Annotated in this window: 18 protein-coding genes and 1 riboswitch; of the genes, 3 read left to right on the top strand and 15 right to left on the bottom strand. The window is 34.1% G+C overall.

Annotation, left to right across the window (positions count from 1 at the left end; genetic code table 11):
* Positions 1-5 precede the first annotated feature (5 nt).
* The 6 genes from ACFOWA_RS05555 to ACFOWA_RS05530 all read right to left on the bottom strand — a co-directional run bounded on the left by ACFOWA_RS05555 (position 6) and on the right by ACFOWA_RS05530 (position 4,777).
* A complete protein-coding gene (locus ACFOWA_RS05555; protein WP_378982580.1) occupies positions 6-908 on the bottom strand; it encodes a histone deacetylase family protein in 903 nt (300 codons plus the stop codon).
* The gene (locus ACFOWA_RS05550; protein ID WP_378982578.1) at positions 908-1,768 is read right to left on the bottom strand and encodes a bestrophin family protein; all 861 of its coding nucleotides are present in this window, start codon (positions 1,766-1,768) and stop codon (positions 908-910) included. Before ACFOWA_RS05550 ends, ACFOWA_RS05555 begins: the two co-directional genes overlap by 1 nt.
* 13 nt (positions 1,769-1,781) lie before the next feature.
* Complete coding sequence (kynU, locus tag ACFOWA_RS05545) at positions 1,782-3,071, bottom strand: kynureninase (protein WP_378982576.1); 1,290 nt, start codon at positions 3,069-3,071, stop codon at positions 1,782-1,784.
* A gap of 65 nt (positions 3,072-3,136) precedes the next feature.
* On the bottom strand, positions 3,137-3,625 hold the full coding sequence (locus ACFOWA_RS05540) for a pyridoxamine 5'-phosphate oxidase family protein (RefSeq protein WP_378982574.1): 489 nt from the start codon (positions 3,623-3,625) through the stop codon (positions 3,137-3,139).
* Between the two features lie 53 nt (positions 3,626-3,678).
* A complete protein-coding gene (locus ACFOWA_RS05535; RefSeq protein ID WP_378982572.1) occupies positions 3,679-4,284 on the bottom strand; it encodes a DNA-3-methyladenine glycosylase in 606 nt (201 codons plus the stop codon).
* Positions 4,285-4,297: 13 nt separating this feature from the next.
* A complete protein-coding gene (locus ACFOWA_RS05530) occupies positions 4,298-4,777 on the bottom strand; it encodes a GAF domain-containing protein (RefSeq protein WP_378982570.1) in 480 nt (159 codons plus the stop codon).
* Positions 4,778-4,998: 221 nt separating this feature from the next.
* Between ACFOWA_RS05530 and ACFOWA_RS05525 the strand changes: the two genes are divergently transcribed.
* Both ACFOWA_RS05525 and ACFOWA_RS05520 read left to right on the top strand, forming a co-directional pair.
* Positions 4,999-5,709, top strand: a complete 711-nt coding sequence (locus ACFOWA_RS05525; protein WP_378982568.1) for a DUF3291 domain-containing protein — start codon at positions 4,999-5,001, stop codon at positions 5,707-5,709.
* Between the two features lie 23 nt (positions 5,710-5,732).
* A complete protein-coding gene (locus tag ACFOWA_RS05520) occupies positions 5,733-5,984 on the top strand; it encodes a hypothetical protein (RefSeq protein WP_378982566.1) in 252 nt (83 codons plus the stop codon).
* A gap of 299 nt (positions 5,985-6,283) precedes the next feature.
* On the opposite strand, the gene ACFOWA_RS05515 is transcribed toward ACFOWA_RS05520, so the two are convergent.
* The 7 genes from ACFOWA_RS05515 to ACFOWA_RS05485 all read right to left on the bottom strand — a co-directional run bounded on the left by ACFOWA_RS05515 (position 6,284) and on the right by ACFOWA_RS05485 (position 12,327).
* Complete coding sequence (locus ACFOWA_RS05515; protein ID WP_378982564.1) at positions 6,284-6,631, bottom strand: Dabb family protein; 348 nt, start codon at positions 6,629-6,631, stop codon at positions 6,284-6,286.
* Between the two features lie 94 nt (positions 6,632-6,725).
* The gene (locus ACFOWA_RS05510) at positions 6,726-7,226 is read right to left on the bottom strand and encodes a YMGG-like glycine zipper-containing protein (RefSeq protein WP_378982562.1); all 501 of its coding nucleotides are present in this window, start codon (positions 7,224-7,226) and stop codon (positions 6,726-6,728) included.
* A gap of 131 nt (positions 7,227-7,357) precedes the next feature.
* The gene (locus ACFOWA_RS05505) at positions 7,358-8,077 is read right to left on the bottom strand and encodes a Dph6-related ATP pyrophosphatase (RefSeq protein WP_378982560.1); all 720 of its coding nucleotides are present in this window, start codon (positions 8,075-8,077) and stop codon (positions 7,358-7,360) included.
* Positions 8,067-8,756, bottom strand: coding sequence for an SIR2 family NAD-dependent protein deacylase (locus ACFOWA_RS05500; protein ID WP_378982559.1), 690 nt, complete (start codon positions 8,754-8,756; stop codon positions 8,067-8,069). The genes ACFOWA_RS05505 and ACFOWA_RS05500 overlap by 11 nt, the downstream gene beginning before the upstream one ends.
* Positions 8,756-9,688 carry an ABC transporter substrate-binding protein gene (locus tag ACFOWA_RS05495; RefSeq protein ID WP_378982557.1) on the bottom strand — a complete coding sequence of 311 codons (933 nt, stop codon included), beginning with the start codon at positions 9,686-9,688 and terminating at the stop codon, positions 8,756-8,758. The genes ACFOWA_RS05500 and ACFOWA_RS05495 overlap by 1 nt, the downstream gene beginning before the upstream one ends.
* Positions 9,689-9,836: 148 nt before the next feature.
* Positions 9,837-10,427 carry a DUF6580 family putative transport protein gene (locus ACFOWA_RS05490; protein WP_378982556.1) on the bottom strand — a complete coding sequence of 197 codons (591 nt, stop codon included), beginning with the start codon at positions 10,425-10,427 and terminating at the stop codon, positions 9,837-9,839.
* A gap of 37 nt (positions 10,428-10,464) precedes the next feature.
* Positions 10,465-12,327 carry a TonB-dependent receptor plug domain-containing protein gene (locus tag ACFOWA_RS05485; protein ID WP_378982554.1) on the bottom strand — a complete coding sequence of 621 codons (1,863 nt, stop codon included), beginning with the start codon at positions 12,325-12,327 and terminating at the stop codon, positions 10,465-10,467.
* A 97-nt stretch (positions 12,328-12,424) separates the two neighbouring features.
* A riboswitch (cobalamin riboswitch) is annotated at positions 12,425-12,615 on the bottom strand.
* An 84-nt stretch (positions 12,616-12,699) separates the two neighbouring features.
* Between ACFOWA_RS05485 and ACFOWA_RS05480 the strand changes: the two genes are divergently transcribed.
* Positions 12,700-13,953, top strand: a complete 1,254-nt coding sequence (locus ACFOWA_RS05480; protein WP_378982552.1) for a serine hydrolase — start codon at positions 12,700-12,702, stop codon at positions 13,951-13,953.
* Between the two features lie 99 nt (positions 13,954-14,052).
* On the opposite strand, the gene ACFOWA_RS05475 is transcribed toward ACFOWA_RS05480, so the two are convergent.
* Together ACFOWA_RS05475 and rplT are read right to left on the bottom strand one after the other, a co-directional pair.
* Entirely contained in the window at positions 14,053-14,631 is a 579-nt protein-coding gene (locus ACFOWA_RS05475; protein WP_378982550.1) for a GrpB family protein, read from the bottom strand.
* Between the two features lie 185 nt (positions 14,632-14,816).
* Positions 14,817-15,161 carry a 50S ribosomal protein L20 gene (gene rplT / locus ACFOWA_RS05470; RefSeq protein WP_123206121.1) on the bottom strand — a complete coding sequence of 115 codons (345 nt, stop codon included), beginning with the start codon at positions 15,159-15,161 and terminating at the stop codon, positions 14,817-14,819.
* Between the last annotated feature and the right edge of the window lie 7 nt (positions 15,162-15,168).

The raw sequence follows: 15,168 nt of genomic DNA, 5'->3' as shown, positions 1-15,168 counted from the left end.
CGGTTTTACTCAAATAAATCAAATGCCAGTCTATAAGTATTGCAATGCGCATCAACAATATCCTTAATATCTGTTGAATAACCTCCGCCCATGCTTACCTGTAACGGTAAATTTTTTGTTTTACAATGTTGAAACACAATTCTATCCCGTTCTTTACATCCAGCTTTAGTTAATGATAACTTACCCAGCTTATCAGTGGAAAGTACATCAACACCAGCCAAATAAAATACAAAGTCGGGTTGTGATTTTCTAAAAGCGATTTGTAAATTCTGTTCTAGCAAGTATAAATATTCTTCATCACCAATACCATCATTTAAAGGAACATCTAAATCGGATACTTCTTTTCTAAAAGGAAAATTTTTATCTCCATGCATTGAAAATGTAAAAACTCGACTCTCATTTTTGAAGATTTCAGCAGTACCATTTCCTTGATGAACATCTAAATCAATAATTAAGATGCTAGATGATAATTTATTATTTAACAAGCAATTAGCAGCTATTGCCTGGTCATTTAATATGCAGAAACCTTCACCCCAATTGCTACCCGAGTGATGGGTGCCGCCAGCTACATTAAAAGCAACCCCGTTATCTAATGCAAATCTCGCCCCATCAATTGTACCTTGAGTTATTCTCCTTTCCCGCTCAACAAGCTCAGCATTTAATGGAAACCCTATTCTTCTTTGGTCTTTAGGCGATAATTTTAAATCTCTCACACTTTGCCAGTAATCATTTGAATGAGTAGCTAGAATTATATCTTCCTCAACAACTTCCGGACTAAATAAATTCTCTTGCGATATGGTACCTTCATGTAATAGTTGCCCAGGTATCAGTTCGTATTTTAACATAGGAAAACGATGACCTTCAGGCAATGGGTGAGCATATAATGGATTCCATGCAATCTTAATCATTAGCCTAAAATTTCCTCAACATGTTTTTCAATATTATTGCAAATTTGGTCAACAGGTAAGTCATTTGCATCCTCACCAAATGGGTTTTCTATTTCTTCAGCTATAAGCTCCAAACTAGCTAATACATAGAGGATAAAAGGAACAATTAAAACCAAATAATAGCCTAAACTAAATACCCATCCAATTGGAATGGTTAGTACATAAATAAAAATAAATTTCTTTATAAAAGCACTATAGGAAAATGGAATTGGCGTATTTTTTATACGTTCGCATCCTCCGCAAATATCTGTGAACTGATTTACATCATTGGTTAAAACAATTAATTGCTCTTGAGAGATAAAGCCTTTAGAAGTTAAATCATATAACTTCGAAATCATGCTACTAGCAATTTGGTTTGGTATGTGTTTGCTAGCCTCAACCTCTATTAAAAAACTGTTTTTACCGAAGTAAAGCTTTTCTCTTAAATGTTCTTTTAATGCAAAACCATATTTAGGAATGCCATATTCAAAAAATCGAATATCCTCCTCATTTAGCTTCAATGCTTTAACTTTCATTGCAAAATTTCGGCTTACGTTAGTTAACGAGCCTAAAAGCTTTCTTCCGTCCCACCATCTATCGTATGAAGTATTGGTTCTAAACACCAGCAACATCGATATTACGAAACCAAGCAAACTATGCATCATGCCGATATTACTCACATAATCGCTCTTGGATAATTTGAATATATTCAATTCTAAAAAAGCGACAAAGGCTGAAAAGATGGAAACGCTAAGCATTAATGGCCAGAGCTTTCGTATGGTATCGCCTTTATGAACGTGAAATATAAAGGTGAACCAATCTTTCGGGTTATAATTTATCATTAAGTCTAATATCTTATTTTAAAATGGATTTGGTTATTTTCATCAGTGCCTGCCCTGTTAAAAATACATCCTCAAATGAATTATAAAGCGGAACCGGACTTAATCGAATTACATTTGGTTCACGCCAATCGCCAAGTATATGATTTGCAACTAAACCATCGAAAATCGGCTTACCTTGCTCCTTAGCTATTATAGATAATTGTGCACCTCTACTATTAAAATCCTCAGGCGTAATAATTCTATATTGCTGATAACCTAACTCTATATTTACTTGATTTATAACAAATTCTAAATATTTTGTTAAAGTAATACTTTTCACTCTGAGTGCTTCAATAAATCCAGCTTTTTCAAAAATCTGTAGTGATGCATGATATAAAGCCATTGGCATAACCTGGGTACAGCTTATCTGCCAACCATCTGCGCCAGCTTCCGGAACAAAACCTTTTTCCATTTTAAAGCGCTTATTTTCCTGATATCCCCACCAACCAGCAAAGCGATTTAAATCTGTATTGCCAAAATGTTTTTCATGAACAAATATGCCACTTATGCCACCCGGACCAGAGTTTTGGTATTTGTAAGAACACCAACAAGCAAAATCAACATCCCAATCATGTAGTTTAACGGGAACATTGCCTGCAGCATGCGCTAAATCCCAACCTACAATGGCACCTATGGAATGTCCAGCTTTTGTTATAGTTTCCATATCATACCACTGACCGGTATAATAATTAATACCACCAAATAAGACTAACGCTATCTCATTTCTGTTTTCTTCGATTTTAGCAACAATGTCTTCTGTTCTAAGTATGTCTTCACCATCACGAGGAAAAACCTCTATAATCGCTTCTTTAGGGTCAAATCCATGAAACCTTACCTGGCTTTCTATTGCATATTGGTCTGAAGGAAAAGCCCCACCTTCCATAATAATTTTAAAGCGTTCTCCTTTTGGTTGATAAAAACTAACCATTAACAAATGGAGATTGACGGTTAGAGTATTCATCGGGCAAACCTCAGAAGGCAATGCACCAACAATAGGCGCCATCAACTTTTTTAGTTCTTTATGATAATACATCCAGGGTTCATCTCCATCAAACCAACCTTCTACAGCGTGGTTTGCCCAATTATCTAATTGACGATTTAAAACCTCTTTAGCAGCTTTAGGTTGCAGCCCTAAAGAATTGCCACATAAATAAATAAACTCTTTATGGTTATGTTTTGGAAATATAAATTGTTGCCTTAAATCTTTTATATCATCGGCTTGATCTAAGGCCTCGGCGAAAGCTAAATTGTTTTCAAACTTCATTGGTCCAATATTACAAAAAAAGCAGGTATTGTTTCCAATCCTGCTTTTAAAAGAAATTTAATATTTTAGAATTTCATGGTATCGTGTTTCCCCATGTCTGGCGTATCACCAGTAACTACAGCTTTTAGAATGCTAAAAAGAACAACGATTTTTGATGATGATGAATCCCAATATTCTGCTTCATCTGGTGTAACTTTTATTAATATTAAGCTAGGATCTTCAACTCCATCAGGAAACCATGCTTTAACAAACGGAGAAAAGTAAGCTTCTTTTCTAACTTTATCATCAACCAACTCTGCTTTACCCTTAACCGTTAAATAAGTGTTTTTTGATGGATCGCTGTATGCTAGCAACACATTATCATCTTTAGATATTTCCTTTGACTTTGGAGAATATTCGTTTGTAAAAAACCAGATAGTTCCGTCATCTTCTATTTTTGCTGTACCCATCGGGCGACTACCAAATTCGTCTTTCGATGTAAAAGTGGTGAACATACACGTCCGCACACTTTCTGCCATTTCTTTTAAAATTGATATGTTTTTTTCGTTTTTCATGATGTTATGTATTTACACAAAAAACAGGTTGGTAGGCAAAATGTTTTATTGCATTAAATCTTATTTGGTTTACTAACGTATTTATTTCCTTTTACAAAAAAACGCAGAGGCAATAATGCATGCTCTTGCGCATAAGCTATACCTACTCGAGGTGTTGCTACTATATCTTGTTCTGTGTATTTTATGTTTTGATCTTCTATCCAAATTTCATCACCAGTTAGAATTTTTGCATTAAAAGACCGGTCGATACCTAAAGCTTTTGCTGCAGAACCTGGTCCCGAAGAAATTGACGCTTTAGTAGAAACCATTTTTCTACGTTCCTCAATAATATCTATCCCAACTAAAGGTTCAATGGCTCTGATTAAAATTGCATGAGGATCTCCATCTACAGAACTTACAACATTAAAAAGATTGTGCATACCGTAACAAAGATAAACATAAGCTATACCACCCATGCAGTACATGGTTTCGGTACGATTGGTTCTTCTCCCGCCATAAGCATGTGATGCTTTATCTTCTATTCCAAAATATGCTTCAGTTTCTACGATAATGCCTGCTGTAATACTATTATTTACATTTGTATAAAGCACTTTACCTAAAAGATCTTTAGCTAGCCAAACAACGTTATCGTTAGGGTAATATGCGGCATCTAATTTCAAAATTATATATCTATTATTTATTTAGCAATATAGATATAACTTCCTCTAAATAAGTTTTATCTGTTGAATCAAAGTGATTTAAAAATTCACTATCAATATCTAAAACACCTATTACTTTTTGATCGACAACTAAGGGCAAAACAATTTCAGATTTCGATGCAGATGCACAAGCGATATGCCCAGGAAACTCATCCACATTAGGTACGATTAAAGTTTCCATTTTTTCCCAAGATGAACCGCAAACACCTTTTCCCTTTTTTATTCTCGTGCATGCAACCGGACCTTGAAATGGACCAAGCACTAATTCATCATTTTTAACCAGATAAAAACCAACCCAAAGCCAATTGAATTGTTCTTTAAGTGCAGCGGCTACATTCGCCATATTTGCCACGAAATCAGTTTCACCAAGTAATAAACCCTCAATTTGGGGTATTAAGGATTGATATTGCTCTGCTTTACTAATACTTCTGTTAATTGATAAGTCTTCTGCCATAGTTAACAAAGTTAGTATGATTAAATTGATTTAAGGATGCACGAGATGATAATGACGAAAATGTGGTGAAAATTTATGGCTGTATCGATTTGATATGAATTATTGGACTGAAAGTAAAATCTAAATTTAAATTTAAGATGGCTTATGAGTCTTTCATTATGAAGATTCCGTTTCATTAATGACACAATTTTTAAAATAAGGTATCAGTAAAATCATTAGTTTTGAAACCATTATCCACATCGAACATGATTGTAGCTTTAACCATAACAAAATTCCGTACACGTAACATTATATTTGGCTTTATTGGAATGGCAATTCTAAGAATCCCATTGATGCTAAATAAGCAATGTAAATTTTGGAAATTAATGGGTAGCGGTAAAGATGCTCAGGTTGATTTACCACCAGATTTTAAACATTGGTCTATTTTAACAACCTGGAACGACAAAGCTGATTGTGATGAATTTTATAACACATCTTTCACAATTAAATGGTTTCGGATATTTGGATTAGAAGAGTTAACTATATTACTTAAGCCTTTATCATCACATGGTTTATGGTCTGGTAAACAACCTTTTATATTTGAAAAATCAAATCTGATTCACACAGGTAAAGTTGCTGTAATAACCCGGGCGGCAATCCACTTTGGTAAAGTAAAAGATTTTAGAAGTAATATAAAAAGAGCCGCAAAATCAATGCGTGAAGCTCCGGGTTATATCTTATCGGCTGGTGTTGGAGAAAATCCTTATCTCGACCAGGCTACTTTCTCTGTTTGGGAAAATACGGAGAGCATGAAAAACTATGCCTACAAATCATTTGACCACTCTGATGTTATTAAGCTTACCAGAGAGCGCAAATGGTATTCAGAAGAGCTGTTTTCTCGCTTTGAAATTATAGAAAGCCGAGGAAGCTTAAACGGTCAGTCAATCGATTAATTAAACCACACAATTTTTATAATATGAGAGTTATTGCCGAACTACCACATCCTGAATGTAAAATATCTATCTTTTCGTTGAATCAAAAATACATTGTAAAATTTGAACAAGGCACGTTTGAACAAAGCTATAAATTAGCAGAACTTGATTTGAGTGGAGGAGGCGTTAATGATGTGTTCGAAATCTTGGACGAAGAATTTATATCAACGGTAATTGAACGATTTAAAGCAATGAGAATCGATTTCAATACCGCATATAAAAGACATCAATTTTAAATAAATAAACATCTTAAAGAATTGATATATAGTTGCTTAATATTCAAAACAAAATTTTATTTTGATTTTTACCTCTTTAAATATGTATTATGAGTAACTCACCTAATCTAAAATATTATGTATTGATTTATAACTAACTGAATAACAAATTAATATTAATAAAAACAGTATATAATTTTGTGGGTTTTAAACGCCAAATAAATGGGGGGTTTAAGTATATAAACCTTTTCAACAAAAATAAAACCCTTTAGCTTTTTTTGCTAAAGGGTTTTATTTAAAGAAACGAAAAGTGGTAATTTTTAACCTTTCGTACTGGATACAACAATATCATGAACAACAACTCTATACCAGTTTTTGGAATATTTTTCTACAGCATCTAAGTGCGTTTTATCTTCTTGATAAGCATTATGATCTTCTATGTTAGCAAAGGTAATTGTGAGCGCATAGGTAAAAGAGTTATCAGTTACCGGGCGAATTGGTGTTGCTGCAGCTAAACCATAATTAAGTGTCTTAATAAATTTTATTGGTTTCAGTGCTTCAAAGAAACCTGTAAAGTCTGCTATCTCAGCTTTGGTTAATTGGGGCTTTAACCAGAACATTACAAAATGTTGTACTTGGCCTGGTTCTATTATACTGCTTTCGGTCATGATTTTTTTTAACTAATATAAAAGGAATTTATGAGACACAAAAAAAGCGTCCCGATTTTATATCGGGACGCTTTTTTAATAAATATGTAAGGTATTAATTTTTTGGTTGCACGCGACCAGATTTTCTGTCTTCGCCTCTACCGATTAAATAACCACCACCAGCACCAACTAATCCACCGATAACTGCTCCTCTACCTTTTTTCTTGTCGATTAAAGCACCACCAACTGCACCAGCTGCACCACCAATTACTGTACCCTTAGCTGCATCACTCCAACCAGTTTTTTTAGCTGTTGGTTGTGTACCTCCATAAGAACTTGAACTGCTACCCCCAGAACTTGCAGCGTAAGATCTCGATGATCTTGCTCCAGCTTTACGTGCTGCTGCTAATTCAGCTTGACGCTGAGCTTCTTCAGCTTGTTCTTTTTTAGCAACTTCTACTTTTTTAAAGCTATCTAAACGTAAGCTATCTTTAACAGCTTTAACAGCCAATTGCTTTTCAGCTTCTTTTTGTTTAAGTGCTGCTTCTTCTTTTGCTTTATTGTTACAAGCAAACATAACCGAGCTTAATGCTAATACAACTAATATCTTTTTCATAATGTTTAATTTTTGATTACTCTATCTTAATTACCTAACTAACTAAGATGTTTCATTTGTGATGTATAATTTAGTTAATTACCAACACATAAGAAAAAATGATGCCAAAATGTTTTAGCGTATAAAAAAATTTAGATTAAGTCTGCAAACCAGAATCCTAACTGCTCTTCACCCATCTTTTCTGTATCTTCAGAATTATTTGCTAATGGATTGTTATAGGTTCTAAATACCTTCTCTCCGAGTTCAAAATCTATCTTTTTGGCAAAAATTGGTCCTTCGTAGGCAAATGTATGAAACTCTCCATTTTCCCCACAGGGGTCAATATCCGAAGGTAACTCGCTGATTAATTTAGGATTAATAATTTCTCCACATATTGATTGAAGATTCTGTTGGGCACAAACAATGATGGTTTTATAGTTCAACTTTAAGAATTCTGTGATAAGTTTAGTCGTATCCTGTCCCCACAGCGGAAATATTGCTTTTAAACCAACCTCATTTAGTTGTTGTTCTCTATAGGTTCTCAAATCTTCCAAAAATATATCACCGAAAACAGAGTGTGTTATGCCTTCTTGCTTGAAATGTATCAAATGCTGCTTCATAACGTCGTCATAGGTTTCCATATCAGGCATTTCAGGAAGCCTGATTTGATACAAAGGTATGCCGATACTTGCTGCCTGTGTTATGAGGAGCGCCTCTCGAACGCCATGCATAGAAACCCTATTAAACTTTTCTGTAACAGTTGTAACTAAGTATTTAATTTCTATTGAGCTATCTTGCATCATATAATGAAGTGCAAGCGTACTATCTTTACCGCCACTCCAATTGAAAATACAAAGTTTTTTATCTTCCATTCAATAAAATGTCTTTTAGTTCTGCCACGCCAGATACGGCCTGTTTTTCTATTGAGATAATATTTTGGTAACGTTTAACATTTGGTGTAACTGGATCGATAATATATTTTGGGGTTGAAACCGGTATAAAATCGATAAGTCCGGCGGCTGGATAAACAGCCAAAGAAGTACCAATAAGCACAAAAATATCGGCTGAGCTACAAATTCTTGCAGCAACTTCAATCATTGGTACTGCTTCGCCAAACCAAACTACATGCGGTCTTAATTGCGAACCATATTCGCATAATTCACCCATTTTTATTTCTGTACCCTCAATTGGATAGGTTACATCTACTCTGATATCTGATTGTGATCTTGTAATAACACCATGTAGGTGCGTAACCTTGGTAGACCCTGCTCTTTCATGCAAATCATCTATGTTTTGGGTAATAATTTCAACATCAAAGTATGCTTCCAATTCAGCAAGTATTTCATGGCCGCGATTTGGTTTTGCAGCCAAAACCTGCCTACGCCGCTCATTGTAAAATTCTTGCACCAATTCTGGATTTCTTTCCCATGCTTCGGGTGTTGCAACGTCATAAACATTGTAGCCTTCCCACAATCCGTCAGAATCTCTAAAAGTTTTTAAACCACTCTCTGCGCTTATGCCTGCACCAGTCAAAACTACCAACTTCATCATCACTTAAAAACCTCAATTTTAGAATAATTTAAAAACTTAGCACTAATTCTTTCGTCAGCTTCAAAGATTTCAGGATGAAACATACAAGATAAAGATGTTATTCCATCAACCAATGTACCAATGCTTGGCTGTGTAAACATATCAAAATCAGCTAGATAAACTTGATTTTTCTTAACGGCTTCTAAATCGTTCCAACCGCTTTTGCTTGTTAGCAAGCTCATTTCCTCCATACTTCTGGTTATATCAAAGCCACATGGAGCAATTACTAAGACCTGTGGATTGTACTTTAACACCTTATCCCATTGCGTAACAATTGAATCACCAGCGGGGTTTGAAAGCATATCTACGCCTCCGGCAGCTGCAATTTGAAAAGGTATCCAATGTCCGCAATTGTAAATCGGTTCAATCCATTCCATTAACATCACGCGTTTTAATGGTGCTTTGTTCGCCCGAAGCTTATCTAAAATATCATCTGTTTGCTTTTGAAGTGAAGCCAAATAATTTAAGGCTACTTCTTCTTTTCCAATTGCCCTGGCTATTGTTATGGCGCATTCAAAAACATCTTGTAAATTATTTGGAGATAAGGGAACCAATTTTGGTTGCTTTGTCAGTTTCATTACGGCTGTTTCTGTACAAACCGTATCTATGTTACAAACCTCACAAATATCTTGTGTAAAAACAATGTCTGGTGATATGCTCTCCAATAATTCATCATCAACCCAGTATAAACTCTTTCCTTGCGCTTTTGAAGCTGAAAAAATTTTATCAATTTCAATACTCGAATAATTTTTTCCTTCCAAAATACACCTTACCACTTTCGGCATATCAGCTGCTTCTTTCGGGCATTCGAAAGTTACTCCGTAAAGATATTCTTGCAAACCCATATCATAAATCATCTTGGTTGCAGCTGGTAAAAAGGAAACTATTCTCATAATATGGATTTTAGTGTATTATTCTGATTTAAAACCAGCGTCAATTTCAGAAAGTGCTGATGAATTATATTAGCAGCAAATTATAAATTTAAAAAAAATCCCCTTTTGAATCTGAGTCAAAAGAGGATTTATATGTTTTATATTAACCTTAAATTTTTTGTGTTTGTAATTTAAGCACCGGATATTTCGCTTTAAGAATTTCGAAAGCGCCGAAAAGTATTGCTCCATAAACAATTGTTCCTTCTAAAAATCTAATTTCGAATGGAATTGCTTTTTCTAACACCAACCAAAAGCCTGCTAAATTTTGAGCGTATGCCGGATTGCCGTACCATATAGGGAAATCGGTAACTATCCAGTGGATTAAAACAATTGTTAGCGTTGAAGCCAATAGGTTAACAACGTTTACGTTTTTAAGCATTAATCGTCCAACTAAAACCATTAGGGCAAAAGCACCATAAACCCAATACCAACCTTCGTACAAAAAACCACTGCTATACTTACTGAAAATGGTTGTAGAAAGCACAAAATCACTTAAAAACAAGCTTAACAACGGAAATGAAAATGCTTTTAAGTTATCTTTAAAATAAGCACCACCAAATAAAGCAACAGCTCCGATAGAAGAAAAATTAGCAAATTGTAACTCATCAGAATTAAATGTTACCAGCAAGCGGAAACCCGTTAAAACCAATATCATTAATAACAATATTAACGTACGTGGGTTGAATTTTAAATGAGACATTTTATTTTGGTTATTTATTTACAAATTTAGTATTTTCTTATCGGATATTAAAAGTTACACCTGTATTAAAGTTGAAACCTAAACTGTTGTAGCCAATAATTTCATTGTATTTTTCGTTTAACACGTTTTTAGCATCAAAAAATATTTTAAAACGTTTTTTGGCTAAAGCATATTCTACATAGGCACTCAATAATTTATACGCAGGTAAAGTATCAACAGTATAGGTTACAAAATTACCATCTGTTCTATTACCGAAATAACGGTAATTTGCACTTACAAATAAATTATCTGTTGCTTGCAAACCAGCATTTACGCCAAAAGTATGCTTTGGTCTGCGGAAAAGATAATCTGCAATGGCATTATCAACGAAGTTAAATTCATTACCCTCTACATAAGCATAATATCCATTGATGTTAAATTTACCCAATTTTACAGCAGGCTCAACTTCAAATCCTTTGGTCTTCTGACTAACCTGGTTTACATAACCTGCCGGAAAAGCGTAAATGATTGCATCTTTCAAATCTCTTTTGAACCCAGCTACACGTAATGAAAATCTATCTTCAACAAAACTGAAGTTCACTCCTGCTTCATAGTTCTGAGATTTTTCTGGTTTCAAAGCTAAATTTGCTCCGAATTGTCCAAAAAGCATATTCAAAGTTGGAACTTTAAATGCAGTGGAAACGGTACCAAACAATTTTATTTCTTTTAGGATGTTTATTGTTGGCGTAATTGAATAGGTATAATTTTCTCCATATTGTTCATGCTTATTATAACGACCACCAACCTCTAAATTAAAAATACTTAAATCGTGTAAAAACAAAGAGCTATAAGCTGCAAAAATATTGGATTTCGGGGTTGAACCTGCGGCAGAGAGTTTCATTACTCGGTTATCAATACCGGCTAATAAATCCAACTTGCTGCCTAACTTTTGGTTATAAAATAAATCGATGATGTTCACTTTACCCTCAGTAAAACTAGGAAACGAGCTATGCGCATCGTTCGATGTACTTTCATAACTGTAATTCAAAGTAATTTTACCGGTTTCAAATTCATACTTTGCGTTTGTACCTGCAGCTACATTTTTCAAAATCGAATAATTTCCTGCATCGGTAAAAGCACCACCATCAAAACTGTAATTACCATAATAATATCGAACAAAAGGATTAATAGAAAAATGCTCATCTAACTTAACCCCAAAATTTGCGTTTAAAGCACCGGTTCTAAATCCATCTTTATCAAATTCTGCATTGTTTCCAACAGGATTAGCAGCTTCTGAAATACCATCAGTTTTATTTTGAGTGTAATTGATGTTATAATTAAAACCTTCAACGCCACCATTCAAGCCGATAGTTCCTTTATAACTTTCATAACTCCCCGCACTTGCAACACCGTAAATAGTATTACCTTTTGGTCCGCCCTTTTTTGTAATGATGTTAATTACACCAGCAACGGCATCCGAACCATAAATGGTAGATTGCCCACCTCTTAAAATCTCAATTCGGTCTATTTGGTCGATTGATAATAAACGCAAATCAAAAGCCCCACCATTTCCTGATGGATCGTTTTGAACAATGCCATCAATTAAAACAACAGCATAAGCGCTTCCTGCCCCACGAAAAAATACAGATTTATTTAAACCAGGATTACTACTCGAACCGGCAACAATTATTCCTGCTTGTTCGCTAATTAAATCAGGCAAAGATTTACCGTGACTTCTTTCTAAAATTTCGCTGCCAATAATGGTAACAACTTTACCTGTTTGAGATTGTTTTTGGTCGTTTTTTGTTGCTGTAATTACAACATCTTTAAGCCTTAAACTGTCTTGCGCCTTAGCCGAATAGCTAAGTGTTAATTGTACAAACCCCAGGCTTGCAGCAATTAAAATTCTTTTTTTGTTCATTTGATTGTGAGTTTTGCCCACAGCCAACAGATTAGAAAGGAAATGAAAATACGAAAATCGTTAAGTACCTCAATCCTAGCTTCAATCCCCGAAAGCTATGAAATTATACGCTAAGGCAGGTCTTCTGACTTACTCCCAGTGATTTCGGCCTTCCCGTTTAATTAAAAACAGTGGCTTTAGATTGAAATACCGTTATGGAGCTTACAGCTGCGGGACAGTTGCAGAATTACACTGCATTCCCTTTTAATTCCGGATGTAAAGCCGGAAACCAAAAGCGCTGCAAAAGTAGTAAAATAAAGTAAGATGTAAAATGGCTGTTTAAAAATGGCTTTTGTAATACAAAAAGCTAACTTTAAGAATCAAATCTTCGTTATGAAATTAGTTATTACATCAATCTGTTTTGCAATGAGTTTAACAGCAATGGCACAAAAACCTGATACCGTTTTTCTTAAAAAATTAATGGAAGCTAAGCCTGAATTGTTTAACACTGTGTTGAATCATCCTCAGAAAAATGAAATACAAATTTTATATACGCAGGTAAATCGGGATGCTGCAAACAAACCACATTTTAAAAGCTATCGTTATAATTTAAATCCGAAGAACTATTTCTACCCTGCTAGCACGGTTAAACTTGCAGCGGTAATTTTTGCTTTAGAGAAAGTTAACCGATTGAAAAACTTTAGATTGAGTTCAAAAAGTTTAATGATTACCGATAGTTCTTTTACAGGTCAAACAAAAGTTTTTAAAGATTCTACATCAAAAAATGGATTGCCATCAATCGAGCATTACATCAAAAAGATTTTGCTTACAAGTGATAATGATGCATTTAACAGACTATACGAATTTATTGGTCGTGCTGAAATAAATTCAAAATTGAAAAAGAATGGATTAAACGACAGCAGAATTTTAAATCGTTTAGCGATTGGCGATGCAGGTGAAAGTGCAAAACATACAAACCCAATTAAATTTTACAATGGTGACAAATTGGTATATCAGCAACCCGCACAATATGATCCAAAAGAATATAACCTGGTACTAACCAACACCGTTATGGGCAAAGGATATTTAGATAGCGCAGATAAATTGGTTGCCAAGCCCTTTAGTTTGGAGAATAAAAATGCATTTGCCATTAACGACCAACAAAAATTAATGAAAAAATTGATTTTCCATGAAGCTTTTCCAATTAGTGAACGATACAATTTAACTCCCGAAGATTACAAATTGATTTACACTTACATGAGTAAGCTGCCAACAGAAAGTGATTATCCTAAATATGATCCAAAAGATTTCTGGCCAACTTATGCAAAAATGCTTTACTATGGTAGAGAAAAAAATGTAGAGCCTGACAAGAGTATCAGAATTTTTAATAAGTATGGCGACAGTTATGGTTTCATCATCGATAATTCTTATTTCGTTGATTTCGAAAATGGAGTTGAATACTTTTTAACTGCAGTAATACAAAGTAATGAAGATGGGATTTTTAATGATAATAAATATGAATACGAAACGGTTTGTTATCCTTTTATGAAAAATTTGGGCAGAACAATTTATGAATATGAAATGCAAAGAACCAAGAAACACAAGCCAGATTTAAACAAGTTTAAAATGGATTATCTGAAAAAATAATTTAAGATTAATATTTATAAAGCAATTAATAAAGAAATCGATATCCCTAAAACTATAATATTTCTTCTAAAAATTATTAGGCTTTCTATTGCATAAAAATTAAAGCAATTCCTGTTTAGCGTTATCTGTTACCTCTTTAACAAACTCCGTTTTTGCAATGCGATATGCAATTCTATCATTTTTCAAACTTTGGGATAATTGGAGCTTCAGTTGCTCATATTCTTTTGCAGTTTGTGGATTCTTAATAAGATAATCTCTAAAAAGAAGCCTATCCCATAAGGAATGATTTTTAGGTCCGGCATGTATATGATAAGTTTGTTCTTTAGGATTTATGATATTATAGCCTTTAATAAATACCATGTGTGGATAATCACCCTCATGTTGCCAATAAAACTCGTAACCCAAAGCCATCATCTGATCGATAAGTTTTTGATTCTTTACATCGTCAAAATCCACTTCCATTAAAATATCTATCGTATTTTTAGCTGAAAGTCCGGGTATAGATGTGCTTCCAAAATGCTCTATTCGCGAAAACAGATTTGATTCAATATTATTAATAATTAGGGTTTTTTCCTCTTCAAATAACGTAGGCCAGTTTGTGCAATATGGCCTAATTTCAATCGGAAATAGTTGACCTATTTCCTCTTTGGTTAAGTCCAGTAATGTCTTTTCCTTCATGTTGTAACAAAATTAAACTCTAGGTATGATATGTAAAAAGAGCAAATATTAATTATATGCTTTCTCTGTAATGACAGTAAAGCGAATTTCAAAATAGACATAGAAATGAATAATTGCTGAAAATAAAAAAGTCCTGAAAATTTCAGGACTTTTTTAAATATGTTTAATCGCTTTTGCGAAAATTTCTATTTTACTGCATCAATTACAGCTTTGAAAGCTTCAGGATGATTCATTGCTAAATCTGCTAAAACTTTACGGTTTAAACCGATTTCTTTTGAAGCTAATTTACCGATTAATTGAGAGTAAGAAATACCATGCTGACGAGCACCTGCATTAATACGTTGGATCCATAATCCGCGGAATTCTCTTTTCTTAACCTTACGGTCACGGTATGCATATTGCAAACCTTTTTCTACTGTGTTTTTAGCAACAGTATAAACTTTACTTCTAGCTCCCCAATAGCCTTTGGCCATATTAAGGATTTTCTTTCTTCTTCTTCTCGAAGCTACTGCGTTTACCGAACGTGGCATGTTGTTG

Source organism: Pedobacter lithocola, from assembly GCF_042650845.1.
GTDB lineage: Bacteria > Bacteroidota > Bacteroidia > Sphingobacteriales > Sphingobacteriaceae > Pedobacter > Pedobacter lithocola.
Note: the sequence above shows the minus strand (reverse complement) of the source record. Positions and strands in the feature narration are given on the sequence as shown.

Coding starts and splice junctions, on each gene's coding strand:
- ACFOWA_RS05555 (WP_378982580.1), bottom strand. CDS start 908: ATGATTAAGATTGCATGGAATCCATTATATGCTCACCCATTGCCTGAA.
- ACFOWA_RS05550 (WP_378982578.1), bottom strand. CDS start 1,768: ATGATAAATTATAACCCGAAAGATTGGTTCACCTTTATATTTCACGTT.
- kynU (WP_378982576.1), bottom strand. CDS start 3,071: ATGAAGTTTGAAAACAATTTAGCTTTCGCCGAGGCCTTAGATCAAGCC.
- ACFOWA_RS05540 (WP_378982574.1), bottom strand. CDS start 3,625: ATGAAAAACGAAAAAAACATATCAATTTTAAAAGAAATGGCAGAAAGT.
- ACFOWA_RS05530 (WP_378982570.1), bottom strand. CDS start 4,777: ATGGCAGAAGACTTATCAATTAACAGAAGTATTAGTAAAGCAGAGCAA.
- ACFOWA_RS05520 (WP_378982566.1), top strand. CDS start 5,733: ATGAGAGTTATTGCCGAACTACCACATCCTGAATGTAAAATATCTATC.
- ACFOWA_RS05515 (WP_378982564.1), bottom strand. CDS start 6,631: ATGACCGAAAGCAGTATAATAGAACCAGGCCAAGTACAACATTTTGTA.
- ACFOWA_RS05510 (WP_378982562.1), bottom strand. CDS start 7,226: ATGAAAAAGATATTAGTTGTATTAGCATTAAGCTCGGTTATGTTTGCT.
- ACFOWA_RS05505 (WP_378982560.1), bottom strand. CDS start 8,077: ATGGAAGATAAAAAACTTTGTATTTTCAATTGGAGTGGCGGTAAAGAT.
- ACFOWA_RS05500 (WP_378982559.1), bottom strand. CDS start 8,756: ATGATGAAGTTGGTAGTTTTGACTGGTGCAGGCATAAGCGCAGAGAGT.
- ACFOWA_RS05495 (WP_378982557.1), bottom strand. CDS start 9,688: ATGAGAATAGTTTCCTTTTTACCAGCTGCAACCAAGATGATTTATGAT.
- ACFOWA_RS05490 (WP_378982556.1), bottom strand. CDS start 10,427: ATGTCTCATTTAAAATTCAACCCACGTACGTTAATATTGTTATTAATG.
- ACFOWA_RS05485 (WP_378982554.1), bottom strand. CDS start 12,327: ATGAACAAAAAAAGAATTTTAATTGCTGCAAGCCTGGGGTTTGTACAA.
- ACFOWA_RS05480 (WP_378982552.1), top strand. CDS start 12,700: ATGAAATTAGTTATTACATCAATCTGTTTTGCAATGAGTTTAACAGCA.
- ACFOWA_RS05475 (WP_378982550.1), bottom strand. CDS start 14,631: ATGAAGGAAAAGACATTACTGGACTTAACCAAAGAGGAAATAGGTCAA.
- rplT (WP_123206121.1), bottom strand. CDS start 15,161: ATGCCACGTTCGGTAAACGCAGTAGCTTCGAGAAGAAGAAGAAAGAAA.